General features: G+C 68.9%; 24 protein-coding genes. 17 read left to right on the top strand and 7 right to left on the bottom strand.

Annotated elements, in window-relative coordinates; translation table 11 throughout:
* Nucleotides 1–6 precede the first annotated feature (6 nt).
* The 4 genes from JNUCC0626_RS21460 to JNUCC0626_RS21445 all read left to right on the top strand — a co-directional run bounded on the left by JNUCC0626_RS21460 (nt 7) and on the right by JNUCC0626_RS21445 (nt 2,344).
* Complete coding sequence (locus tag JNUCC0626_RS21460) at nt 7–816, top strand: aminoglycoside phosphotransferase family protein (RefSeq protein ID WP_394621566.1); 810 nt, start codon at nt 7–9, stop codon at nt 814–816.
* A gap of 78 nt (nt 817–894) precedes the next feature.
* Nucleotides 895–1,113: a hypothetical protein gene (locus JNUCC0626_RS21455; RefSeq protein ID WP_394621565.1), complete on the top strand. Its 219-nt coding sequence runs from the start codon at nt 895–897 to the stop codon at nt 1,111–1,113.
* A gap of 105 nt (nt 1,114–1,218) precedes the next feature.
* Nucleotides 1,219–1,914 (top strand): DUF6319 family protein, encoded by a 696-nt coding sequence (locus tag JNUCC0626_RS21450; protein WP_394621564.1) that lies wholly within the window; start codon nt 1,219–1,221, stop codon nt 1,912–1,914.
* A gap of 286 nt (nt 1,915–2,200) precedes the next feature.
* On the top strand, nt 2,201–2,344 hold the full coding sequence (locus tag JNUCC0626_RS21445) for a hypothetical protein (protein WP_394621563.1): 144 nt from the start codon (nt 2,201–2,203) through the stop codon (nt 2,342–2,344).
* Here the strand turns inward: JNUCC0626_RS21445 and JNUCC0626_RS21440 are convergent.
* A complete protein-coding gene (locus tag JNUCC0626_RS21440) occupies nt 2,293–3,789 on the bottom strand; it encodes an alpha/beta fold hydrolase (protein ID WP_394622073.1) in 1,497 nt (498 codons plus the stop codon). The two genes, JNUCC0626_RS21445 and JNUCC0626_RS21440, sit on opposite strands and share 52 nt — an antisense overlap.
* A 116-nt stretch (nt 3,790–3,905) precedes the next feature.
* On the opposite strand from JNUCC0626_RS21440, the gene JNUCC0626_RS21435 reads away from it, so the two are divergent.
* Complete coding sequence (locus JNUCC0626_RS21435) at nt 3,906–4,772, top strand: EamA family transporter (RefSeq protein ID WP_394621562.1); 867 nt, start codon at nt 3,906–3,908, stop codon at nt 4,770–4,772.
* On the opposite strand, the gene JNUCC0626_RS21430 is transcribed toward JNUCC0626_RS21435, so the two are convergent.
* Both JNUCC0626_RS21430 and JNUCC0626_RS21425 read right to left on the bottom strand, forming a co-directional pair.
* Nucleotides 4,769–5,833 carry an ATP-dependent DNA ligase gene (locus JNUCC0626_RS21430; protein ID WP_394621561.1) on the bottom strand — a complete coding sequence of 355 codons (1,065 nt, stop codon included), beginning with the start codon at nt 5,831–5,833 and terminating at the stop codon, nt 4,769–4,771. The two genes, JNUCC0626_RS21435 and JNUCC0626_RS21430, sit on opposite strands and share 4 nt — an antisense overlap.
* Before the next feature lie 17 nt (nt 5,834–5,850).
* Nucleotides 5,851–6,504, bottom strand: a complete 654-nt coding sequence (locus JNUCC0626_RS21425) for a dihydrofolate reductase family protein (RefSeq protein ID WP_394621560.1) — start codon at nt 6,502–6,504, stop codon at nt 5,851–5,853.
* Nucleotides 6,505–6,570: 66 nt separating this feature from the next.
* Here JNUCC0626_RS21425 and zapE point away from each other — a divergent pair, with 66 nt between their 5' ends.
* Nucleotides 6,571–7,563 (top strand): cell division protein ZapE, encoded by a 993-nt coding sequence (zapE, locus tag JNUCC0626_RS21420; RefSeq protein WP_394621559.1) that lies wholly within the window; start codon nt 6,571–6,573, stop codon nt 7,561–7,563.
* Nucleotides 7,564–7,780: 217 nt separating this feature from the next.
* Here the strand turns inward: zapE and JNUCC0626_RS21415 are convergent, their stop codons facing one another.
* Nucleotides 7,781–8,563, bottom strand: a complete 783-nt coding sequence (locus JNUCC0626_RS21415; RefSeq protein ID WP_394621558.1) for a M48 family metallopeptidase — start codon at nt 8,561–8,563, stop codon at nt 7,781–7,783.
* A 289-nt stretch (nt 8,564–8,852) separates the two neighbouring features.
* On the opposite strand from JNUCC0626_RS21415, the gene JNUCC0626_RS21410 reads away from it, so the two are divergent.
* On the top strand, nt 8,853–9,098 hold the full coding sequence (locus JNUCC0626_RS21410) for a DUF3040 domain-containing protein (RefSeq protein WP_394621557.1): 246 nt from the start codon (nt 8,853–8,855) through the stop codon (nt 9,096–9,098).
* Nucleotides 9,099–9,146: 48 nt separating this feature from the next.
* Nucleotides 9,147–10,742, top strand: coding sequence for an ABC-F family ATP-binding cassette domain-containing protein (locus JNUCC0626_RS21405; RefSeq protein WP_394621556.1), 1,596 nt, complete (start codon nt 9,147–9,149; stop codon nt 10,740–10,742).
* A gap of 4 nt (nt 10,743–10,746) precedes the next feature.
* Here JNUCC0626_RS21405 and JNUCC0626_RS21400 read toward each other — a convergent pair whose 3' ends face one another.
* The 3 genes from JNUCC0626_RS21400 to rocD all read right to left on the bottom strand — a co-directional run bounded on the left by JNUCC0626_RS21400 (nt 10,747) and on the right by rocD (nt 14,009).
* Entirely contained in the window at nt 10,747–11,151 is a 405-nt protein-coding gene (locus tag JNUCC0626_RS21400; RefSeq protein WP_394621555.1) for a GNAT family N-acetyltransferase, read from the bottom strand.
* Between the two features lie 169 nt (nt 11,152–11,320).
* Entirely contained in the window at nt 11,321–12,700 is a 1,380-nt protein-coding gene (locus JNUCC0626_RS21395) for a DUF2252 domain-containing protein (protein ID WP_394621554.1), read from the bottom strand.
* Between the two features lie 79 nt (nt 12,701–12,779).
* The gene (gene rocD, locus JNUCC0626_RS21390; protein ID WP_394621553.1) at nt 12,780–14,009 is read right to left on the bottom strand and encodes an ornithine--oxo-acid transaminase; all 1,230 of its coding nucleotides are present in this window, start codon (nt 14,007–14,009) and stop codon (nt 12,780–12,782) included.
* 140 nt (nt 14,010–14,149) lie between these two features.
* Here rocD and JNUCC0626_RS21385 point away from each other — a divergent pair, with 140 nt between their 5' ends.
* The 9 genes from JNUCC0626_RS21385 to JNUCC0626_RS21345 all read left to right on the top strand — a co-directional run bounded on the left by JNUCC0626_RS21385 (nt 14,150) and on the right by JNUCC0626_RS21345 (nt 21,008).
* Nucleotides 14,150–14,980 (top strand): PPK2 family polyphosphate kinase, encoded by an 831-nt coding sequence (locus JNUCC0626_RS21385; RefSeq protein WP_394621552.1) that lies wholly within the window; start codon nt 14,150–14,152, stop codon nt 14,978–14,980.
* A gap of 151 nt (nt 14,981–15,131) precedes the next feature.
* Nucleotides 15,132–16,187: a lactonase family protein gene (locus JNUCC0626_RS21380; protein ID WP_394621551.1), complete on the top strand. Its 1,056-nt coding sequence runs from the start codon at nt 15,132–15,134 to the stop codon at nt 16,185–16,187.
* Between the two features lie 51 nt (nt 16,188–16,238).
* Complete coding sequence (locus JNUCC0626_RS21375; protein WP_394621550.1) at nt 16,239–16,970, top strand: SGNH/GDSL hydrolase family protein; 732 nt, start codon at nt 16,239–16,241, stop codon at nt 16,968–16,970.
* 17 nt (nt 16,971–16,987) lie between these two features.
* Entirely contained in the window at nt 16,988–17,290 is a 303-nt protein-coding gene (locus JNUCC0626_RS21370) for an ArsR/SmtB family transcription factor (RefSeq protein WP_394621549.1), read from the top strand.
* On the top strand, nt 17,287–17,742 hold the full coding sequence (locus tag JNUCC0626_RS21365) for an SRPBCC family protein (protein ID WP_394621548.1): 456 nt from the start codon (nt 17,287–17,289) through the stop codon (nt 17,740–17,742). Before JNUCC0626_RS21370 ends, JNUCC0626_RS21365 begins: the two co-directional genes overlap by 4 nt.
* Nucleotides 17,743–17,752: 10 nt before the next feature.
* Nucleotides 17,753–18,520, top strand: coding sequence for a HipA family kinase (locus JNUCC0626_RS21360; protein WP_394621547.1), 768 nt, complete (start codon nt 17,753–17,755; stop codon nt 18,518–18,520).
* Nucleotides 18,504–18,890, top strand: a complete 387-nt coding sequence (locus JNUCC0626_RS21355) for a DUF3037 domain-containing protein (protein WP_394621546.1) — start codon at nt 18,504–18,506, stop codon at nt 18,888–18,890. The genes JNUCC0626_RS21360 and JNUCC0626_RS21355 overlap by 17 nt, the downstream gene beginning before the upstream one ends.
* A gap of 76 nt (nt 18,891–18,966) precedes the next feature.
* Nucleotides 18,967–19,986 carry an LCP family protein gene (locus JNUCC0626_RS21350; protein ID WP_394621545.1) on the top strand — a complete coding sequence of 340 codons (1,020 nt, stop codon included), beginning with the start codon at nt 18,967–18,969 and terminating at the stop codon, nt 19,984–19,986.
* 290 nt (nt 19,987–20,276) lie between these two features.
* On the top strand, nt 20,277–21,008 hold the full coding sequence (locus JNUCC0626_RS21345; RefSeq protein WP_394621544.1) for a 3-hydroxybutyrate dehydrogenase: 732 nt from the start codon (nt 20,277–20,279) through the stop codon (nt 21,006–21,008).
* Nucleotides 21,009–21,016: the final 8 nt, after the last annotated feature.

The raw sequence follows: 21,016 nt of genomic DNA, 5'->3' as shown, positions 1-21,016 counted from the left end.
GGCCGCGTGGATCCTTCGCAGCAGGACGCTGAGTCGTACCGCGACAGACTGGGGCTGCGCGGGGACGTGCGCCGGTTCGAGGACGGCTCGTTGCCCGTCTTCGCGATCGGCGACGACCTGGTGCTGAAGCTGTTCCCGCCGGAGCACCACGACGAGGCACTCGTGGAAGCCGCGGTCATGGCGGCGCTGCAAGGCAAGTTGCCGACACCGAAGCTGCACGCGACCGGACTGCTGGACGACTGGGCGTACGTGCTGATGTCGAGACTGCACGGGAAAGAGCCCACAACACCGCACGTCGAGGTCAGCAGGCAGGTCGGCGAGATGTTGCGGATGCTCCATGCCGTCAAGGCGCCGGACGTCGTCGGGCCGGGGGACTGGGCGGCGTTCGTGCAGAGGCAGCGGGCCGGATGCGTTGAGCTGCAACGGAAGCGCGGGCTCGAAGACAGGTGGCTGGAGCAGATCCCCGATTTTCTCGACGAGGTGGAGTTCGAGGACGCAAAGCCGGTGCTGCTGCACACCGAGGTGATGAGTGCGCATCTGTTGTGGCGGAACGGGAAGCTCACTGGGCTGTTCGACTTCGAGCCGGCCATGTGCGGGGCGTTCGAGTACGAGTTCGCGAGTGTCGGGCTGTTTGTGACGAAAGGCGATCGGGAGTGCTGGCGGGCGTTGGTCGAGGGGTACGGGAGGGTGCCGGACGCGCGCAGGGTGATGGCGTACGCGCTGTTGCACGTTTACTCGAACATGCCGGTCTACCTGCGGGGGATGCCGAGAGGGGAAACGTTCGAGGAACTCGCGGAGCGGTGGTTCGGGGGCTGAGTGAGCCAACCGGTTGTATCGGTGATGGATCTGGCGGACCACTCCGTAGAATGGACGAAACGCGAGAGGAGGTCGTCCATGACGCAGGCCTACGTGGTGCGGTACGTCGGCGGTCCCCTCGACGGCAGGGTCGATTCGCTGCCGTCCACGCCGGAGGACCCCAAGCAGACGGTGACGTACGTGCACCTGCACGGCGGGCCCAAGATCGTGCACGTGTACGACCTGTCGTACGCGGTCGAGTACGGGTGTGAGTATCGCCTGCGGGTCGAAGAGGTCGAACGCGCCGAAGAGTCGTGAGAGCGCTCCCACGCCTTAGATGATCTTGCTGCCCACCCTGTGAACGGAATTGTCGGGGGTGTAGGGCATGCTGGGGCACAGGTGTTCGAACGGGGAGGCAGCGCGATGGCGAAGAAGAGCGGGCTGTCGGCGGAGGACGTCGTCAACCTGCGCTCGCAGTTGGACGAAGGCAGTCAGCCGATGGTGTGGTTCACGGCGGCCGCGGTCGGCATGGAGGAGGGCAGGTCGGCCAAGCTGCTGGCCGTCAGCGACCCTCCCGAGGGCGATTTCATCCAGGTCCGGCCCACGGGGTCGAAGGACGAGATGTTCCTGTCCCCGGCGGAGTTGACGCTGGAGAAGCCGCCGCCCAGGAAGAAGCCGGCGACCCCACCGCCTGCGCCGGTGGAGGCGCCGCGAGAGACTGAGATCATTCACCCCTACGTTCCGGAGGCGCCGGTGAAGCCCGCGGCCCCCAAGCCGAAGCCCGCTCCCGCTCCTGTCGAGCAGACGCCGGCGCCCGCGCCGAAGCCCGCGCGCAAGCAGCAGCCGAAGGCCACCTTCCCCGAGGTCACGATCACGCTCGTGACGACCGGCGAGGGCGAGTGGGCCGTGGAGGTGCTCCAAGGCACCCGCCGGACGGTCAAGCCGACGTCGGTGCCGCCCGCCGCGGTGGCGCAGGCGTCGAAGCTGCTCGCGCCCGAGGTCGCCGAGATCGTCGAGGGCGTGCTGAACGCGGCGCGTGCTCAGCAGCTCGCCCGGGTGGAGCAGTTGCGGGCCGAATTGGAGGCCGCGCAGAAGGCTCTGGAAGACCTGGGCGCGTAGCGGCATCACGGGCTGCGACGCCCCGGTGGTTGTCCCCACGCGTTCGGGTGAGAGGGGTTCCCAGGGGTTGTGGCGGGGCGGACCGTGGGATGCGCGGAGGTCCCGCGCAGGTCCGGCTTGGAAGTACGGGGAGGCCCTGATGGGTACGTGTGGGTGCTGTTCCGGGTGCACGGGTCCCGGCTGCGGCTGCTGTTCCAGCTGCTGACACGGAGTTTCAGGGCGGGGAGCCAGGCGGGCTCCCCGCCTTTTTCGTAACCGAACGAGGGTTTCGGACGACGTTCAGGGCATGAAGATCGTTTACCGGGACAACCGCGACTTCCGGCACGAACCGCCCACAGAGGTGCCCGACCCGCGCGAGCCGGACACCGCAGAACCCGATCAGGGCGGGCAGACGGTGCCGTTCGTCGGCACCTTCGCGTCGATCAGGTAGTCCCGCGCCGCCGTCGTGGAGCACCCGGACGACCCCAGCGCGCCGTGCCCGCTGCCCTGCCACGCCACCAGCACCGCCCCCGGCAACCGCTGCGCCGCGTGCTCGGTGCCCGGCGCGGGGGTCGTCGCGTCGTTGGCCGTGCTCAGCACGACGACGGGCGGCGCGCTCTTCAGCGGGTCGACCTTCTCGGCCTTGGGCGGCACGAACGGGTTGCAGTGCAACAGCTGCCGCGCGAACAGGGCACCGAACATCGCGTGCTTCGTCGCCCAGTCGGCGGTGAGCGCCTTCACCCGGTCCGGTGGGATGCGGGTGGCCGTGTCGTTGCAGCCGATGATCAGCCCGGCGTCGAAGCGCGGCGGGTTCTCGTCGAGGTCGTTGACCACCGGGTCGAGGAACGCGAACAGCCCGGCGGCATCCCCACCACGAGCCTTCACGACGGCGTCGGCGAGCGCGGGCCAGCGGCTGCGGTCGGACAGGCCTTCGAGGATCGCGTTCAACGCCGACCCCGGCGTGAGATCGACGTAGTCGCCGCGCACCCGAGTGGTCCGCAGCTGCGTGAGCAGGGCGGCGACGTCCTCGCGCGGGTTGGCCAGCGCGCAGCCGCGGGTCTTGCAGTCGCGGGCGAACGCGTCGAACGTCGCCTCGGCCGCGATCGCGCGCGACTCCAGCACGCCGACCTGGTCGAGTGCGGGGTCGGGGGCGCCGTCGAGGACGGTGCGGCCGATGCGGGTCGGGTAGCGCTGCGCGTAGGTCGTGATCACCCGCGAGCCCTCGCCCAGACCGATCGCGTTGAGGCGTTCGGTGCCGAGCATCTCGCGCAGTCGTTCGAGGTCGGCGGCGGCCCGCCACGAGTCGAACGCCGTCAGCCTGCCTTCGAGGTCGAGCACGCACTCCTGCGACGCCTCGCCCGCGGCGACCACGAGGTTCGACTGCTCGGGCTCGGCCGGGTCGTACTCGACGAGCTGCGCGCGGGTCGCGTTCGGCACGCACGACATGCCGTCCGAACGGCCCGTGCCGCGCCGGTCCACGCCGATGATCGTGAAGGTGGTGAGGAGTTCCTTCGGCAACGACGCCGCGAGCCGCGCCGCCCGCAACGTGCCGGGCTCACCGCCGGGGTCGTTGACGACGACCAGCGCGCTCTTGCCGGTGCCGATGCGGGTCAGCGCGATGCCGAGCGTGCCGCGGCCGGGCCGTCCGGGCGGGTCGAGCACGGTCGTCATGCGCGCGCACTCGTACTTCAGGTCACCCTGGGGAGCGGTGTCACCGAAGCGGTCCTTCATCTGCTCGTTGCACTGGGTCCAAGGCAGCGAACTCGCCTTGTACTCGCCCAGCGGGGGCACGGGCTGCGGACCGGCGAGCGCGCTCTGGTCGACGGGCTGGTTCTCCTCGCCCTTGACCGCGATCACCGGCCGGATCGACGGACCCACGGTGCACGCGCTCAGCATGCTCACTGCCAGAAGGGCCAAGGCAGCGCGACGCACAGATTTCCTCACTCATCCACACTCCGAGATGCCGAGCCTCGCACGCGGTAGGTGAGCTAAACGTGAGACAGGATGGACGTATGGCTCACGCTGATCGGCTTCCCGCCGCACGCCTCATGGGCGGCATCCCGCCGACGGCACTGGTGCTGCTCGGCATCGTCAGCGTGCAGGTCGGCGCGGCGTTCGCGAAGCAGCTCTTCACCGTCGCCGGCTCGGCGGGCACGGTCACGTTGCGCCTGGTCATGGCCGCGCTGATCCTCGTCGCGATCTGGCGCCCGAGGATCAGGTTCGACCGCACGCTGATCACCGTCGCCGTCTACGGCGCGGTGCTCGCCGCCATGAACCTCTTCTTCTACGCCGCCCTCGCCCGCATCCCCCTCGGCGCCGCCGTCACGATCGAGTTCCTCGGCCCGCTCGCCGTCGCCGTCGCGGGGTCACGAAGGTGGCTCGACGGAGTGTGGGTGTTGCTCGCCGGCGCGGGAGTGGTGCTGCTGACCGGGTTCCAGGGCGGTCTGTTGTGGACGGGCGTGCTGTTCGCGCTCGCGGCGGGCGCGTGCTGGGCCGGGTACATCCTCGTGACGGCCAAGCTCGGCAGCCAGACGTCCGACGGCCAGGGCCTCGCGCTCGCGATGGTGGTCGGGGCGGTGATCGCGCTGCCGTTCGGGATCACCTCGGCGGGCACCGCGATGCTCGACCCGCTGATCCTCGCGGCGGGGTTCGCGGTCGCGCTGATGTCGTCGGTGATCCCGTACTCGCTGGAGCTGGAGGCGTTGCGGCGCATGCCACCGCGCGTGTTCGGCATCCTCATGTCGATGGAACCGGTCGTCGCCGCGATCGCCGGACTGCTGCTGCTCGGCGAGCAACTCAAACCGGCGCAATGGGTTGCCGTGTGTTGTGTGGTAATCGCATCGATCGGTGCGACACGAACGGCCAAGCCCGACGTCTAACGCGCCCGCAGTTCGCCCTTCAGCACGGACGCCACGTCGTACCGGGCCGGGATCTCCAGCTGGTCGTAGCGGCAGGACAGCGGTTCGCGGTCCGGCCGCCACCGCGCGAACTGGCCGTTGTGCCGCAACCGCACCGGCTGCTCGCCCTCGGTCTGGGTGTAGTGGATCTCCAGCACCCGTTCGGGACGCAACGCCACGTACTCGGCCTGCTTGCCGCGCCACCGGTTGATCTCGCCCGGAATCCGTTGCCCCGGCTGGGGATTCGCCCACGGGTGGTCGTCGCCGGTGGTGATCAACGGCGCGAGCTCGGCGGCCAGCTCACGGCGTTCGGCCGCCTTGAACGACCCGCAGACACCGATGTGGTGCAGCAGGTCGTTCGAGTCGTAGACGCCGAGCAGCAACGAGCCGACCGCCGTGCCGGGCTCGGTGTCCTTGTGCCAGCGCAGTCCCGCGAGCACGACGTCCGCGGTGCGCGCGTGCTTCACCTTGATCATCGACCGCTTGCCCGGCGTGTACGGCCCGTCCGACGGCTTGCCCATCACGCCGTCCAGCCCGGCACCCTCGAACAGCGTGAACCACTGTCGCGCCGTCTCGACCGACGTCGTCGCGGGCGTGATGTTCAGGCCCGGCAACTCGAGCAGCTTCTCGCGCCGCGCGACCGTCGGCGACTCCAGCAGCACGTCGGACCCGAGCGCCAGCAGGTCGAACGCGACGAACGTGGCCGGCGTCGACTCCGACAGCAAAGCCACCCGCGAGGCCGCCGGGTGGATCCGCTCGGACAACGCGTCGAAGTCCAGCTCCTCGTTCTTCGCCACCACGAGTTCGCCGTCGACGACGACGCGGTCGGGCAGAACGTCCAGCATGGACGCGACGACCTCGGGGAAGTAGCGGTTGAGCGGCTTCCCACTGCGCGACTGCAACAACACCTCGTCGCCCGCGCGGAACACCACGCACCGGAACCCGTCCCACTTCGGTTCGAAGAACAGGTTCGCGTCGTCCGGGATCCCGTCCACCGCGGTGGCGAGCATCGGCTGCAGCGGTGGTGTCAGCGGTAGGTCCACGCGCCCATCCTGCCTCTTCAGCTGGAATTCCGCCGCTGATACCGCATCAACAACACGTCGTCCGCACGCAGCACCGACGCCAGCGCGAGGTCGACCGGCGGGATCACCGCGCCGTGCGCGATCCGCGAGGAGTCGCCGACCGCGAGCACCGGCGCCACCGTCAGGTTCAGCGCGTCGACCAGCCCCTCGGCCACCATCGACCCGAACAGCCTTGGACCGCCTTCAAGATTGATCTTGCGCAGGCCGCGTGCAGCGAGAGCGTCCACCGCGACCTTCAGGTCCACCTCGGTCTCGCCCGCGATGATCACGTCGGCGGGCAGGTCCGGCAGCTTCGCGGCCTCGGTGGTGATCACGATCGGCGGCACGGCCGTGTCGGTGAACAGCGGCAGGTCCGGCGTCAGCGACCCACGTGACGTGACGACGGCGATCGGTAACGGCCGATCGCGCTTCGCGCCCCGGTAGCCCTCGATCAGCACGGTCGCGGCCCCGACCAGCACGACGTCGGCGAGCTCCCGGCCGAGCAGGTAGACCTGCCGGTCCGCGGGCGACCCCAGCCCGGCCGACCGCCCGTCGACCGACACCGCGCCGTCCACGCTGGACACGAAGTTCGCCGTCACCCACGTCCGATCCGGCGGGTAGTCGTACAGCGACGCCAGAGCTGTGTCGGTCATCTCAACGCCCGGTGAGGGCCACAACATCTCCACTGAGCCATCCCATCACGCCGATAAGCTCCCGGCATGCGCTTGTCCGACCGGGATCCCCAGGTCAGCCCCGACGAACTGATCGAGAACCTGGTACCGCCGCCGAGGTTCGGCTCCGTCAGCTTCGACACGTACATCCCGAACCCGGACGAGCCGTCGCAGGCCGCCGCCGTCGAGGCCGGCCGCCTGTTCGCCGCGCGGGTCAGCGTGAAGCGCAAGAAGTGGTCGCTGTTCGGCTCCCGCGACGACGAGCCCGGCAAGCTCGGCCTCTACCTCGACGGCGGCTTCGGCGTCGGCAAGACCCACCTGCTCGCCTCGCTCTGGCACGCCGTTCCGGGCCCGAAGGCGTACGGCACGTTCGTCGAACTGACGAACCTCGTCGGCGTCCTCACGTTCCCCGAAGCCGTGAAGCGCCTCTCCGCGCACAAGCTGCTCGCCATCGACGAGTTCGAACTCGACGACCCCGGCGACACCATGCTCGTCACCCGCCTGATCAAGGAACTGACGGCGCACGGCGTGCACATCGCCGCCACCTCGAACACCCTGCCCGACAAGCTCGGCGAGGGCCGGTTCGCCGCCGCCGACTTCCTGCGCGAGATCCAGTCGATGTCGTCGAAGTTCGACATCGTCCGCGTCGACGGCCCCGACTACCGCCACCGCGGCCTGCCTGACGCCCCCTCACCGATGTCAGAGGGTGAATTGGTTGTTAGAGCCTCTAACACGGACGGCTCGACGCTCGACGACTTCGACGAGCTGTGCACGGCGCTCGCCCGCATCCACCCGTCGAAGTACGGCAGGCTGCTCGACGGCGTCACGGCCGTGCACCTCAAGAACGTCAAGCCCGCGCCCGACCAGAACGTCGGGCTGCGGCTCGTGGCGTTCGGCGACCGCCTCTACGACCGCGACATCCCGGTCGCGGTGTCGGGGCAGCCGCTGTCGGAGCTGTTCACCGAGGAGATGCTGCGCGGCGGCTACCGCAAGAAGTACCTGCGGGCCGTCAGCCGATTGGTCGCGCTGAGCCGTCAGTGACCTGACCAGGCCAAATCGTGTCCGCTGGCGCGCCACGCTCGGCCTGTGGATGGAGCGGGAACCAAAACGGGCGTTCGCGCGTTGCGTCAGGAGGAATCGCGCGGGGGAGCGGTGGCACAGCCGCAGCCGCCGGGTGGTCGTGCCAGAGCGAGGTGGCATCGACCGAGCCGTTCAGCACGGCCTCGACGTCGACCGAGGCGTGCCACGCGTCGGCCGCCTACCGCCACCGGGCCGCGCCGGGATGGTTGCCGCGAGCGGTCTCGGCGTGGGACTGGGTACCGCGTTCGGCGGCGATCGCGCCCCTCAGCTGTTCGGCGGACGCCAGGTCGACCATCAGCTGCCGGGTCGCGGTCGACCCGGCCAGCCGGACGGCGAGGGCGTCGCGCAGTACTCGGCCCGCTGGTGGTCGCGCGGTGCGACGGCGATGACACCGGTGCCGGCCCAGGTGAACAGCCACGCGAGCAGCACCTGGAACGGCCCACAACGCTCGTTCGGCGAGCCGGGCCCACAGGGTGTCGCCCACGAGCGACTCGGAGGGCCGCACCAGGTCCGCGATCGTCAACGGGGTGCGCACGGCGGGCTCGGTCAGCAGGCCGCGCGACGGATCCCCGTTCACGAAGTGACCGAACTCGTGCCCCAGCAACGCCACTCGCTGCTGCGGCGTGAGGACGCCGAACATCGGCAGCCCGATCGTCAGGGTCCGGCGCCGCAGCCAGCCGTGGGTGAACGCTGAGGCGTTGAAGTCGGCGTCCAGCGCGACGTGGTCCCGCAACTGGGTGCCGACGGTCGCGGCGACACGGTCGAGCAGCGCGAACAACGTCGGCGCGTCGTCGCGGCGCAGCTCGTGCCACGAGTCGGGCGCGCTCCCCAGTCGAGGTCGCAGCGCCCACGCCACCAGCAGCACCGGCACCCCGGCGACGATCGGGAAGAACGACGGGAAGTCGTGCGTCACGAGCCACCCGCCCAGCACGGCGAGTTCGGCGACCAGCACCACGAGCACCACCGAGAGGCCGATCAGGGCGACGCGCGCGGCGACCCAGTGCGGGCGGGTCCGTGGCGTGGCATCGGTATTCGGGCGGCCTCGCGGCCCGTGCGTTCACACCACACACACGCCTCCGCCGGGGTCCCCCAGTTTCAAGGTTAGTCAGCTGGACCGACACTCCGGGCGATCTTCGCGGTGCGCCGACGGTGTGAAGCAGGGGAAAGGCGAGTTTGACTCCGGAGGCGTTCGAGTATCCACTGAGTGGCGGGCGGGAATGATGACGTCCCGACGTCTTCCGGAGGCACCCATGCTGAGTGAAGCCGAACGCCGCTCGCTCGAGGAGATCGAGCAGCGGTTGCTGGCGGACGAGCCCAGACTCGCCCGAACGATGAACCGCCAGGTGCGGCCCTGGTTGTTCTACTCCCTTCTGCTGGTGTTCGGCGGCCTCACGGTGCTGCTCACCGTGATCAGCGCGTTCGGCCCCGCCTTCCAGTGCCTGCTGGTGACGGCCGGTGTGCTGGTGTACCGCAGGTTCCCGCTGCGCCTGAGGTAGCCGGAAACTCGCTGGCGCCGGGCCTCAGGTTCCCCGACCATCTCCGGCGTGGGGTATCTGGAAGCGAACGGGCTCGCGTACGCCCTGCCTGACGGCAGGGAGCTGTTCCGCGACGTCTCGTTCAAGGTGAGCGGTGGGACCGTGGTCGCGCTCGTCGGCGCGAACGGCGTCGGCAAGACGACGTTGCAGCGGATCCTGTCGGGAGAGCTCGTCCCGAAGCAGGGCAGCGTGCACGTGCAGGGCGGGCTGGCGGTGATGCCGCAGTTCATCGGCTCGGTGCGGGACGAGAGCCTGGTGCGGGACCTGTTGCTGTCGGTGGCGCCCGAAGCACTCCGGAACGCGGCGCGCGAACTCGACGACGCCGAACTGGCGTTGATGGACACCGACGACGAAGCTGCCCAGATGCGCTACGCCAACGCCCTGACCAGCTACGGCGAGGCGGGCGGGTACGACATCGAGGTCCTCTGGGACACCGTGACCGTCGCCGCGCTGGGGCTGCCGTACGACCGGGCCCGGTTCCGCGAGGTGCGGACGCTCTCCGGCGGCGAGCAGAAGCGGCTGGTGCTGGAGACGTTGTTGCGCGGCCACGAGCAGGTGCTGCTGCTCGACGAGCCCGACAACTACCTCGACGTGCCCGGCAAGCGCTGGCTCGAGGAACGCCTCAAAGCCACCGACAAGGCCGTGTTCGTCGTCAGCCACGACCGTGAGCTGCTCGCGAACGCCGCCACGCACGTCGTCACGGTCGAGGCGCACTCCGCGTGGACGCACCCCGGCTCGTTCGGCACGTGGCACGACGCTCGCGCCAAACGCATCGAGAAGCTCAAAGAAGATCATCGCCGGTGGAACGAGGAGCACGCACGGCTCAAGGAACTGGTGCGCACGCTCCAGGAGCAGGCCAAGTTCTACGAGTCGATGAGCTCCAAGTACAGGGTGATGGTCGGCAGGTTGCAACGGTTCGAGGACGCGGGCCCTCCGCCGGAGATCGCGACCGACGAGAAGGTCACCCCCCGGCTGAAGGGCGGCCGCACCGGCGTTCGCGCGATCACGTGCGAGCAGCTGGAACTGACCGGGCTCATGAAACCGTTCTCGCAGGAGATCTTCTTCGGCGACCGGGTGGCGGTGCTGGGCTCGAACGGCTCGGGCAAGAGCCACTTCCTGCGGTTGCTCGGCGGCGACAGCGTCAAGATCACGGGTGACTGGAAGCTCGGCGCACGGGTCGTGCCCGGCCTGTTCGCGCAGACGCACGAGCACCCGGAGTGGCTCGGCCGCACGCTCGTCGACATCCTCTGGCACGGCGAGGGGCAACGCGCGGGCAAGGACCGGGGCGCGGCCATGTCGGTGTTGCAGCGCTACGGCCTGCACCACGCGGGCGACCAGCGGTTCGAGAACCTCTCCGGCGGCCAGCAGGCGCGGTTCCAGATCCTGCTGCTGGAGCTGTCCGGAGCGACGTTGCTGCTGCTCGACGAGCCGACCGACAACCTCGACCTCGCGTCGGCGGAGGCGTTGCAGAACGCTTTGAACGACTTCGAGGGCACGGTCGTCGCCGTGACGCACGACCGGTGGTTCGCGAAGTCGTTCGACCGGTTCCTGCACTTCCGGGCGGACGGCAAGGTGTCCGAAGTGGACGAACCGGTCTGGACCTAGCGACCTAGAGTTCCCAGGAGACGAACGCGCCGTCGTCGATCGACCCGCCCGCCTTCCGGTAGGTGGCCTGCGCCGCCGCGTCACCCGCGGCGGTGCCGGTCCACATCGCGTAGCAACCCCGTTCCGCCGCCAGCGTCCTCAACGCCTCGACCAGCGCCGTTCCGATGCCGCGGCGCAGGAACGCGTCGTCCACCCCGAGTTCGTAGAGGAACATCTCGGTGCCCTTGTCGGGGTGCGTGGTCTCGACCCCGGACACGAACCCGGCCGGTTCCTCGCCGACGTACGCGATCAGCAGGTGGCTGTGATCCTGCGCCAGGAACCGAGCGGTCGCGTCCGGCTTCGGCGGCGCGTCGAACAGGTGCGCGGCGGCGAACACGTCGTCGGAGGAGGCGGCGCGGCGGATCTTCATACCGTCAGGCTAAGCAATCTTGGTGTTCATCTCCGTGCGGTAGAACCACTGGCGTGTCGGTCGACGCCTACTGCGAACGCCTCGGGCCCGGGCTCTGGGCCGAGCCGCTCAACGCTCGGCGTCGGGCACGTGCTCGACGTCGGTACGCCTCATCTCGTGTCCGAGGCGATCATTCGACGTGCGCGGGCAGCTTCCCGTTCTTGACCAGCTTCGTCAGCTCGTCGTGGTCGGCCTCGGTCTGGTCGGCGTAGTCGAACGCGTACTTCGCGAACGCCTCGTCGACGTCGTCGCCGTCCCCGTTCTGGAAGTACCCGGCGAGCAGCCGCGGGTCGAGTGAGCGGGTGTGCGCGCGGGCCAGCAGCGCTCCCGCGAACCGGCCGTAGTCGTCGAGGTCGTCGCGCTTCAAAGTCGTCGCGTCGATCTCGCCCTTGCGGTTGCGGAACTGCCGCACGATGAAGTGCCGGCCCTCGATCGTCGTCCAGCCCAGCAGGATGTCCGTCTCGGCCTGCACGAGCCGCGCGCCGTGCACGATCCGCTTGCCCTCGTGCTTGGACGCCGGTACGTCGAGGAACGGCTGCAACGCCGACGGACGGGCCTCCTTGGCCTGGAGCACCAACGCCTCCGAGCCGTTGCCGTGCAACAGGATCAGGTAGTTGCGCAGGCCGACGCTGCCGGTGCCGACGACGCGGAACGCCACGTCCGACACGCCGTAGCGCATGATCAGGTTGGTCCGCGACTCGCGCAGGGTGTCCACGTAGGACGGCAGCGCGGCGATCACGGCGGCCTTGGTCGGGGGAGTGGCCTCGGTGAACGTCGGCGGGTTCGTCACGAACCGCCACTTCTCTCCGTCGTGCGCGGTCCACTTCGCGGCGAACCGGGCGCTGGTGTTCTTGCGCGACTTCTCGGCGGCCTTGGAGAAGTCGTTGATCAGGTCGTCGGCCTTGACCTTCGACAGCGTCGACTCGTCGCCCAGGGCGCTCCACGAGTCCATGAACGGGATCTCCGCGAGGTGCCGGATCGCACCCCGGTACGCGCGCACGGCGTCCTCGGCGGCGTCGCGGCAGCCCTTGTCCGACACGCCCCCGACGCGGCCCGCGAGCACCAGCGAGGCGACGAGCCGTTTGAGGTCCCACTCCCACGGGCCGGGCAGCGTCTCGTCGAAGTCGTTGATGTCCATGACGATCTGGCCCTCGGGCGTGCCGTAGAGGCCGAAGTTCGCGGCGTGTGCATCACCGCACAACTGAGCGTGAAGTCCCGTCGAGCACCCGGCGGCCAGATCGCCCGCCTGCAGGCCCGCCGAGCCGCGGAAGAACGCGAACGGGTTCTCCAGCATCCGCCCGACCCGCAACGGGATCAGGTGCTCGATCCGGCCCTCGTTGCTGGCACGCATGAACTCCAGCACCGACGGGCGTGAGGACGCGAGCGACATCGCGCGGTGCGCCTTGAAGTCCACTGAGGACCGCAGTGCGCGCCCCTCCGCGTAGACCTCTTCCGGCTCAACCCATCTGCCCAAAGCGGCAGCGGCCTCAGCACGCACGCGTTCACCCATAGGTGTCATGATGCATGCGGCGGACGGGCAACGTGGCCCGTCCGCCGCATTTGTGACCTGGCTACGAGGGAAAATCCCCCTAAACGGGACGAACGACGTCCGCGATCGCCCGCACGCCAAGATCGATCTCGTCGCGGGTGATCACCAACGGCGGTGCGACGCGCAACGTCGACGCGTGCGTCTCCTTGCACAGCACCCCGCGCGCGGCCAACGCCTCGGACGCGGTCCGGCCGACGGGGCCACCCGGCGCGATCTCGACACCGGCCCACAGGCCGCGCCCGCGCACCTCGGCGACGCCGGACCCGACCAGCTTGCCGAGTTCGGCGTGCAGGTACGCGCCCATCTCGCGCGAGCGCTCCTGGAACTCGCCGGTCGCGAGCAGCCGCACGACCGCACGGCCGACCGCGCAGGCGAGCGGGTTGCCGCCGAACGTCGACCCGTGCTCGCCCGGCTTGAGCACGCCCAGCACGGCCTTCGACCCGACCACCGCGGACACCGGCAGGATGCCGCCGCCCAGCGCCTTGCCGAGCGTGTAGAGGTCGGCGCGCACGCCCTCGTGGTCGAGCGCGAACAGCTCACCGGTGCGGCCGAGGCCGGACTGGATCTCGTCGGCGATCATCAGCACGTTGTTCTCGTCGCACAGGCGGCGGATGCCCGCGAGGTACCCGGCGGGCGGCACGACAACGCCGGCCTCGCCTTGGATCGGCTCCAAGAGCACGGCGGCGGTGCGCGGGGAGATCGCGGACTCGATCTCGTCCAGCGCCCCGTACTTCACGACCTTGAAGCCCGGCGTGAACGGACCGAAGTCGTTGCGCGCGGTGTCGTCGGTCGAGAACGACACGATCGTCGTGGTGCGGCCGTGGAAGTTGGACCCGGCGACGATGATCTCGGCGGTGCCCTCCGGCACGCCCTTGACCTGGTACGCCCACTTGCGCGCGACCTTGATCGCGGACTCGACGGCTTCGGCGCCGGAGTTCATCGCGAGGACCATCTCGGTGCCGGTGAGCTGGGCGAGCTCACGGCAGAAGAGGCCGAACTGGTCGTGGTGGAACGCGCGGCTCGTCAGCGTGACGCGGCCGAGCTGCTCGACGGCGGCGGCCACCAGGGCGGGGTGCCGGTGGCCGAAGTTGAGCGACGAGTAGCCCGACAGGAAGTCCAGGTAGCGGCGTCCCTCGACGTCGGTGACCCACGCGCCCTCGCCGTGCGAGATGACCACCGGCAGCGGGTGGTAGTTGTGCGTGCTCCACTCTTCGTCCATCGAGACGTAGTCCGCGCTGGTGGTGGTCTTGTGCTCAGCGATGGCGGTCATCCTCCAAGGCTAGGGGCGTCGACAAGCGATTTCGACCGCCAAGCATTGCGCACTGCCTCAGTTCGTTGCAGACATTCACCTATCGGTGGTGTTTTGTTGCACAGCGGGCGGAATCGGCGGTGAATCGCTACGGTCGGGGGATGGCCAAGAAGTCGGTTCGTGACGCCCTTCGGCTCGACGAGGTGGATCTGTCCACCCTCGACCCGGCAGGCCGTCCCACCGGTCCCAAGAACAAGAAGGAGGCGGCCGAGGACATCGCCGCCACCGGGATCGAGCTGGACGCCCTGCAGGAGGCGCTCTACGCGGAGAACTCCCGTTCGGTCCTGCTCGTGCTGCAGGGCATGGACACCGCCGGCAAGGGCGGCGTGGTCAGCCACGTCGTCGGCCTGGTGAACCCGCAGGGCGTGCGGATCGCGTCGTTCAAGAAACCGACTCCCGCCGAACGTCGTCAGCACTTCCTCACCCGCATCCGCAAGGTGCTGCCCGAGAAGGGCCGCATCGGCGCGTTCGACCGCTCCCACTACGAGGACGTCCTCGTCCCCCGAGTAGAACGCCTGCTCACGGCGGCGGAGATTCGCGGGCGTTACAAGGAGATCAACGCCTTCGAGAAGGAGCTCGCCGACTCCGGCGTCGTGCTGGTCAAGTGCTTCCTGAACATCTCGCCCGAGGTGCAGAAGGAACGGCTGCTGGCGCGCCTGGACGACCCGAAGAAGCACTGGAAGTACAACCCGGCCGACATCGACTCGCGGTCGAAGTGGTCGAAGTACCAGGACGCGTACACGCAGGCGCTGAAGAACTGCCACGAGGTGCCCTGGTACGCCGTGCCGTCGGACCGGAAGTGGTACCGGAACTGGGCGATCAGCCGGTTGCTGCTGGAGACGATGCGCGAGATGGACCCGAAGTTCCCGCCGCCCGTCTACGACATCGAGGCCGAGAAGGCCCGGCTGATCTCCGCCGACCCGTTGCGGTAGACGCAATCTTGATTGCACCTATTGCCTGACCGCAGTGGTCTAGGCCAGTGTGGGCTGCGCCGCCGCCGCGAAGTCAGACCGGAGGTGTGCAGTCGTGGGTGTAGATCGGCGACGTTTTCTCGGAGCCATGGGCGTAGGAGCTGGACTGCTGATGACCGGAGGAACCGCTGAAGCGGCCGCCGCCACCCGGAGAGTGTTCTTCGGCGCCTACACCACCTGGAGCGGGGGCGCGAAGGGCATCGGCATCGGCACCTACGACTCGGTGTCCGGGCAGCTGAAGACGACCGGCGTGATCAACGGCGTGGTCAACCCGTCGTTCGTGATCGAGTCGGCCGACGGCAGGTTCCTCTACGCCGTCAACGAGAACACCAAGGGCGAGGTGACCGCGATCAACGCGGCCACCCTCAAGGTGATCAACAAGCAGGCGACCGGTGGTGCGGACCCGTGCCACCTGACGCTCGACCCGTCCGGGAAGTTCCTGATCACGGCCGACTACTCGTCCGGCTCGCTCAGCGTCTTCCCGGTCAACGCCGATGGCAGCCTCGCCGCTCGCACGCAGAAGGTGCAGCACAAGGGGTCCGGGCCGAACAAGGAACGCCAGGAAGGCCCGCACGCGCACCACATCGTGTTCGACCCGGCCGGCAAGTACGCGGCGGCGGTCGACCTCGGCGCCGACTCGGTGTTCGTCTACTCGTTCACCGGCGGGAAGCTCGTGCAGGTCTCGCAGGCCAAGGTGAAGCCGGGCGCGGGGCCGCGGCACATCGCGTTCGCGCCGGACGGCAAGACCGCGTACGTGGCGAACGAACTCGACTCGACCATCGTGACCTGCTCGTACGCGAACGGGATCCTGACGCCGGGGCAGGTGCTCAAGACCGTTCCGTCGAACAGCCCGACGAACTACCCGGCCGAGGTGCTGGTCTCCGCGGACGGCAGGTTCGTGTACCTGTCGAACCGCGGCCACGACAGCGTCGCGCTCTTCGCGGTGAACGCCACGGGGCTCACGATGGTCGGCACGACGGCGGTCGGCGGCAAGTACCCGCGGCACATCACGTTCGACCCGACCGGGTCGTTGTTGTTCGCGGCCAACCAGAACTCGAACAACGTCACCTCGTTCAAGGTCGACAAGGCCACGGGCAGGCTGACCCCGTCCGGAACCGCTCTGCAGACCGCCATTCCGGTCTGCGTGCTGCCCACTCGACTGGGTTAAGCACCTTCTGGAACAACCGTCCACAGTGGTACTCCGGGCCGTATGGGTCTCATGGCTGGAGTACTGGCAATAGCGTTGATGGCGCCCGCGCCGATCGCTCCGGAGTACGTCGCACTCGGCGACTCCTACGCGTCCGGTGCGGGCGCCGGTTCCTATGTGGACGGCTCGTGCCGCCGCAGCTCGAACGCCTACCCGGCGTTGCAGGGCGCGGAGTTCCCGTCGTTCCGGTTCGTCGCGTGCAGCGGGGCGACGACCAAGTCGCTCAGGTCGCAGTTCCGGGCGCTCACCCCGAACACCACGTTCGTCACGATCACCATCGGCGGCAACGACCTCGGGTTCGTCGACGTGCTGACCACCTGCACGCTCAACGGCGACGCGGCGTGCTCGAAACGCGCCGCCGTGGCCGTCGACTTCATCGGCTCCCAGCTGCCCGCCCGGCTCGACTCCACCTACGCGACGATCAAACAAGCCGCGCCGCACGCCCAGCTCGTGGTCATCGGCTACCCGAGGCTGTTCACCCCGAACGACGGCTGCCGCACTCTGTCGGCCGTCAAACGCGCGGCCCTCAACGACGCCGCCGACCGGCTCTCGGACCAGATCGCGCAGGCCGCCGACCGGGCCGGGGCGCGGTACGTCGACGTCAGGGAAGCGTTTGCGGACCACGGTGTGTGCGCCTCCGACCCGTGGATCAACGCGCTGATCAACCCCACCAAGGACTCCTACCACCCGAACAAGGCCGGACAGGCCGCGTACTTCCGGGCGTTGACAGCCGCGCTTCGGTAAGTTCAGACTTACCGTTCGTGGAGACTTACCAAACGGCGTTCGCGGCGCTCGGCGATCCGACCCGCCGCGAGATCTTCACGCTGCTCGTGGCCGGACCACGGGCAGTGGGGGAGATCGCCGCCGTGCTGCCCGTGTCGCGGCCGGCCGTGTCCCAGCACCTCAAGGTGCTCAAGGAGGCCCGGCTGGTCCGCGTCGAGGCCCAGGGCACCCGGCGGAGGTACTCCGTCGACCACGTCGGGGTCGCGGCGATGCGCGACTACCTCGACGACGTGTGGGGTCAGGCTCTCGCGAACTTCGCTGCGGTGGTGGAGGAATCATGACGGAGGTCCGCAGGTCCGTACTGGTGAAAGCCGGTGCCGACCACGCGTTCAAGGTGTTCACGGAGAAGTTCGTGACGTGGTGGCCGGCCGCGCACCACATCGGCGAGGCGGAGTTGAAGGACGTCGTCGTCGAACCGCGCGAGGGCGGCCGCTGGTACGAGATCGGCGTCGACGGCGCCGAGTGCGAGTGGGGCGAGGTGTTGGCCTGGGAGCCGCCTTCCCGGCTGCTGCTGGCCTGGCACCTCGACGGTGACTGGGATTACGACCCGGACCCCGCGCGGGCGTCCGAAGTGGAGATCACCTTCACCGCCGAGGGCGACGGCACCCGCGTTGAGCTGGTGCATCGCCACTTCGAGCGGCACTTCACGAAGCCCGAAAGGGTCCGCGACGGCGTCAGCGGCGAGGGTGGCTGGGCGGGAATTCTGCTCGGCTTCGGGCAGGCGTTCGTGTGATCATGCGCGGGTGAGTTCTCTGAGGGAGGTCACGGCCACCCGGTACGTCACCCCGTTCCGCGAGGGCGGGTCGATGCCGGGCCTGGTCGAGGCCGATGACCTGGGCATGTACGTGGTGAAGTTCCGCGGCGCGGGGCAGGGCGTGAAGGTCCTGGTCGCCGAGATCGTCGTCGGCGAACTGGCGCGGCGGCTGGGCTTCCGGATACCCGAGATCGTCCTGGTGCACGTCGACCCCGAACTCGCCCGCGCGGAACCCGACCAGGAGGTCCAGGAACTCCTGCGCGCCAGCGGTGGCCTCAACCTCGGCCTCGACTACCTGCCCGGCTCGTTCGACTTCAACCCGATCGTGCGCGACCCCGGCGCCGAACTCGCCACGGAGCTGCTGTGGTTCGATGCCCTCGTGCTGAACGTGGACCGCAGCTGGCGCAACCCGAACATGCTGCTGTGGCACCGCGAACCGTGGCTGATCGACCACGGCGCCTCGCTGTACTTCCACTACTCGTGGAGCGAGGACCGGCCGGCCACCAAGGACTTCCGCTACGACTCGTCGGACCACGCGATGCTGCCCAACGCGGGTGCGGTGTCCGAAGTGGACGCAGAGATGGCCGCGAAGATCACCCCGGAGCTGCTCGACGAGGTTCTCGCACTCGTTCCGGACGAGTGGCTCGAAGGCGATCCGGCGGAACTCCGGCAGCGCTACAAGGACTTCTTCACCTATCGCCTGCAGAACCGCGGCTGGGTCGACTCGCTGGAGGCCGCGCGTGCCGCACGTGTTTGAGTACGCGCTGCTGCGGGCGGTGGCGCGGCAGGAGCGGGGCGAGTTCATGAACGTCGGCGTGATCGTCTACTGCGCGCCGCTGGACTTCCTGTGCGCCAAGACCTATGTGGACGGCGAGCGGCTGCGGGTGCTGGACCCGCACCTCGACGTCGAGATGCTCGAAAGCAGTCTGAAGCACCTGACGAACTCGTGCGCCGGGTCGGCCGAGGCCGGTCCGGTGAGCAGGACGACCGTCGGGCAGCGGTTCCGCTGGCTCACCGCGCCGCGCAGCACGATCGTGCAGACATCACCGGCACACACGGGCTGGACTGACGACCCGTCGGCGGAGGTCACGCGCCTTTTCGAGGCGTTGGTGCTGCCACCCCGGTAGGTTTCCTCGCAACCTGAGGCGGCGAACGACGTCCTCACTTGCAAAGCGAAACTGAAGCGATCGGGGTTGGCGACACATGAGCGCTGGGTATCACCACGGCTACCAGCAGCCGCGGCGTCCCATGCCGCCGCAGCGGCCGATGAAGAAGAAGAGGCGTCCGGGACGCGTCATTCTGGTGCTGCTGCTCGTCCTGGTTCTGGGCACCGTCGGGTTCGGGTTCTACGTGGACTCGACGCTGACGCGGATCAACGCGCTGCCGGACTACGAGGGCCGTCCGGCGGAGACGCCGGGCACCACCTGGCTGCTCGTCGGCTCGGACGCCCGCGAGGGGCTGTCGCAGGAGCAGAAGGACGCGCTGGCCACCGGTGACGCGGCCGGTCGGCGCACGGACACGATCATGATGCTGCACCTGCCGGACAACAGCGCGGCCAAGCCGGTGCTGCTGTCGATTCCGCGTGACTCCTACGTCACGATCCCGGAGAACGGCCGCAACAAGGTCAACGCCGCGTACGCGTTCGGCGGGCCGCAGCTGCTCGTGCAGACCGTCGAGGGCGCGACCGGCGTGCGGATCGACCATTACATGGAGATCGGCTTCGGCGGCTTCTCCGACATGGTCGACGCGGTCGGTGGCGTGGACATCTGCCTCGACGAGCCGATCAAGGACCCGCTGGCCGGCATCGACCTGCCCGCGGGCTGCCAGGAGCTCGACGGGCCGAAGGCGCTCGGGTTCGTGCGGACCCGTGCGTTCGCGACCGCCGACCTGCAGCGCGTGCAGAACCAGCGCAAGTTCCTCAACGCGCTCTTCGAGAAGGTGAAGAGCCCGGCGACGCTCGCGAACCCGTTCCGCGCCATCCCGCTGATGAACGCGGCGTCCGGGTCGGTCTCCATCAACGAGGACGACCACATCTGGCACCTGCTCAGCGTGGCTCTGAACATGAGCGACGCGACGAGCGGCACGGTGCCGGTGGGCGGCACGCCGACGGTGCCCGGTGCGGGCTCGGTCGTGCAGTGGAACAAGGAGAAGGCTTCTCAGCTCTTCGACCTGATCAGCAAGGATCAGCCGGTCCCCGCCGAGCTGATCGCGGTGCCGCAGTAGTCACTGCTTGACGGGCTCGGGAGTGGGCTCCGAGCCGGTCGAACCGGCCTCCTGCGCGATGCCTTCGAGCTCGCGCAGGAGGTCGTCGTAAATCGGTGTTGTGGACATTGGTCCCCCTCGGTTGCGGATCTTCCCCCGTTCAGGTGACGGGAGCTTACGCCTCTGTACCCCGTCCGTTCGCCAGATAAGCAGTTGAGACGCTAAATGTTGGCTAAAGCCACCTGGTGACCTGCCGTTATGTGCGGCCACCACATGTTGGTGACGCCGGGTGACGCCTACCGTTTCCGGTCATGTCGAGTGTCACGGGTCACAGCGCGTTGGTCACCGGAGCCGCGAGCGGCATCGGCCTGGCCTGCGCCCGCGCACTGGCCTCCTCCGGCGCCAAGGTCCACCTGGTAGATCGAGATCCGCAGGTTCTTCCTCTCGCTGAGGAACTGGGCGGGGTCGGGCACGTCGTCGATCTCACGGGGTCCGTCGCCGCGTTGCCGGACGAGATCGACGTCCTGGTCAACAACGCCGGCGTGCAGCACGTCGCGCCCATCCACGAGTTCCCCGCCGAGCGCTTCTCGGCGATGGTCGAACTCATGCTCGGCGCGGCGTTCCGGCTCACCCGGCACGTCCTCCCGCACATGTACGACCGGGGCTGGGGCCGGCTCGTGCACATCTCCAGCGTGCACGGCATCCGCGCGTCCGCGTTCAAGTCCGCCTACGTCGCCGCGAAGCACGGCCTGGAGGGCTTCTCCAAGGTCGCCGCGCTCGAAGGCGCCCCGCACGGCGTCACGTCCAACTGCGTGCAGCCCGGGTACGTGCGCACCCCGTTGGTGGAGAAGCAGATCGCGGATCAGGCGAAGGTGCACGGCATCGCGCCCGAGGACGTGACCGAGCAGATCTTCCTGCAACGCAGCGCGGTGAAACGGCTGATCGAGCCTTCCGAGGTCGCCGACGCCGTGCTGTGGTTGTGCGGCAACAGTTTTGTCACCGGAACGTCAGTGGCCGTCGACGGCGGCTGGTCAGCTCAATGAGGAGTTGT

The organism is Lentzea sp. JNUCC 0626 (genome assembly GCF_043632865.1).
GTDB lineage: Bacteria > Actinomycetota > Actinomycetes > Mycobacteriales > Pseudonocardiaceae > Lentzea.
The sequence above is the reverse complement of the archived record's forward strand: the minus strand, read 5'-3'. Positions and strand labels throughout refer to the sequence as shown.

Excerpts from the sequence above, each read along its gene's own strand:
- zapE (WP_394621559.1), top strand. The coding sequence starts at position 6,571 with ATGCGCTTGTCCGACCGGGATCCCCAGGTCAGCCCCGACGAACTGATC.
- JNUCC0626_RS21350 (WP_394621545.1), top strand. The coding sequence starts at position 18,967 with ATGAGCGCTGGGTATCACCACGGCTACCAGCAGCCGCGGCGTCCCATG.
- JNUCC0626_RS21345 (WP_394621544.1), top strand. The coding sequence starts at position 20,277 with ATGTCGAGTGTCACGGGTCACAGCGCGTTGGTCACCGGAGCCGCGAGC.
- JNUCC0626_RS21455 (WP_394621565.1), top strand. The coding sequence starts at position 895 with ATGACGCAGGCCTACGTGGTGCGGTACGTCGGCGGTCCCCTCGACGGC.
- JNUCC0626_RS21385 (WP_394621552.1), top strand. The coding sequence starts at position 14,150 with ATGGCCAAGAAGTCGGTTCGTGACGCCCTTCGGCTCGACGAGGTGGAT.
- JNUCC0626_RS21375 (WP_394621550.1), top strand. The coding sequence starts at position 16,239 with ATGGCTGGAGTACTGGCAATAGCGTTGATGGCGCCCGCGCCGATCGCT.
- rocD (WP_394621553.1), bottom strand. The coding sequence starts at position 14,009 with ATGACCGCCATCGCTGAGCACAAGACCACCACCAGCGCGGACTACGTC.
- JNUCC0626_RS21395 (WP_394621554.1), bottom strand. The coding sequence starts at position 12,700 with ATGGGTGAACGCGTGCGTGCTGAGGCCGCTGCCGCTTTGGGCAGATGG.
- JNUCC0626_RS21445 (WP_394621563.1), top strand. The coding sequence starts at position 2,201 with ATGAAGATCGTTTACCGGGACAACCGCGACTTCCGGCACGAACCGCCC.
- JNUCC0626_RS21410 (WP_394621557.1), top strand. The coding sequence starts at position 8,853 with ATGCTGAGTGAAGCCGAACGCCGCTCGCTCGAGGAGATCGAGCAGCGG.
- JNUCC0626_RS21425 (WP_394621560.1), bottom strand. The coding sequence starts at position 6,504 with ATGACCGACACAGCTCTGGCGTCGCTGTACGACTACCCGCCGGATCGG.
- JNUCC0626_RS21380 (WP_394621551.1), top strand. The coding sequence starts at position 15,132 with ATGACCGGAGGAACCGCTGAAGCGGCCGCCGCCACCCGGAGAGTGTTC.
- JNUCC0626_RS21400 (WP_394621555.1), bottom strand. The coding sequence starts at position 11,151 with ATGAAGATCCGCCGCGCCGCCTCCTCCGACGACGTGTTCGCCGCCGCG.
- JNUCC0626_RS21440 (WP_394622073.1), bottom strand. The coding sequence starts at position 3,789 with ATGCTGAGCGCGTGCACCGTGGGTCCGTCGATCCGGCCGGTGATCGCG.
- JNUCC0626_RS21435 (WP_394621562.1), top strand. The coding sequence starts at position 3,906 with ATGGCTCACGCTGATCGGCTTCCCGCCGCACGCCTCATGGGCGGCATC.
- JNUCC0626_RS21450 (WP_394621564.1), top strand. The coding sequence starts at position 1,219 with ATGGCGAAGAAGAGCGGGCTGTCGGCGGAGGACGTCGTCAACCTGCGC.
- JNUCC0626_RS21365 (WP_394621548.1), top strand. The coding sequence starts at position 17,287 with ATGACGGAGGTCCGCAGGTCCGTACTGGTGAAAGCCGGTGCCGACCAC.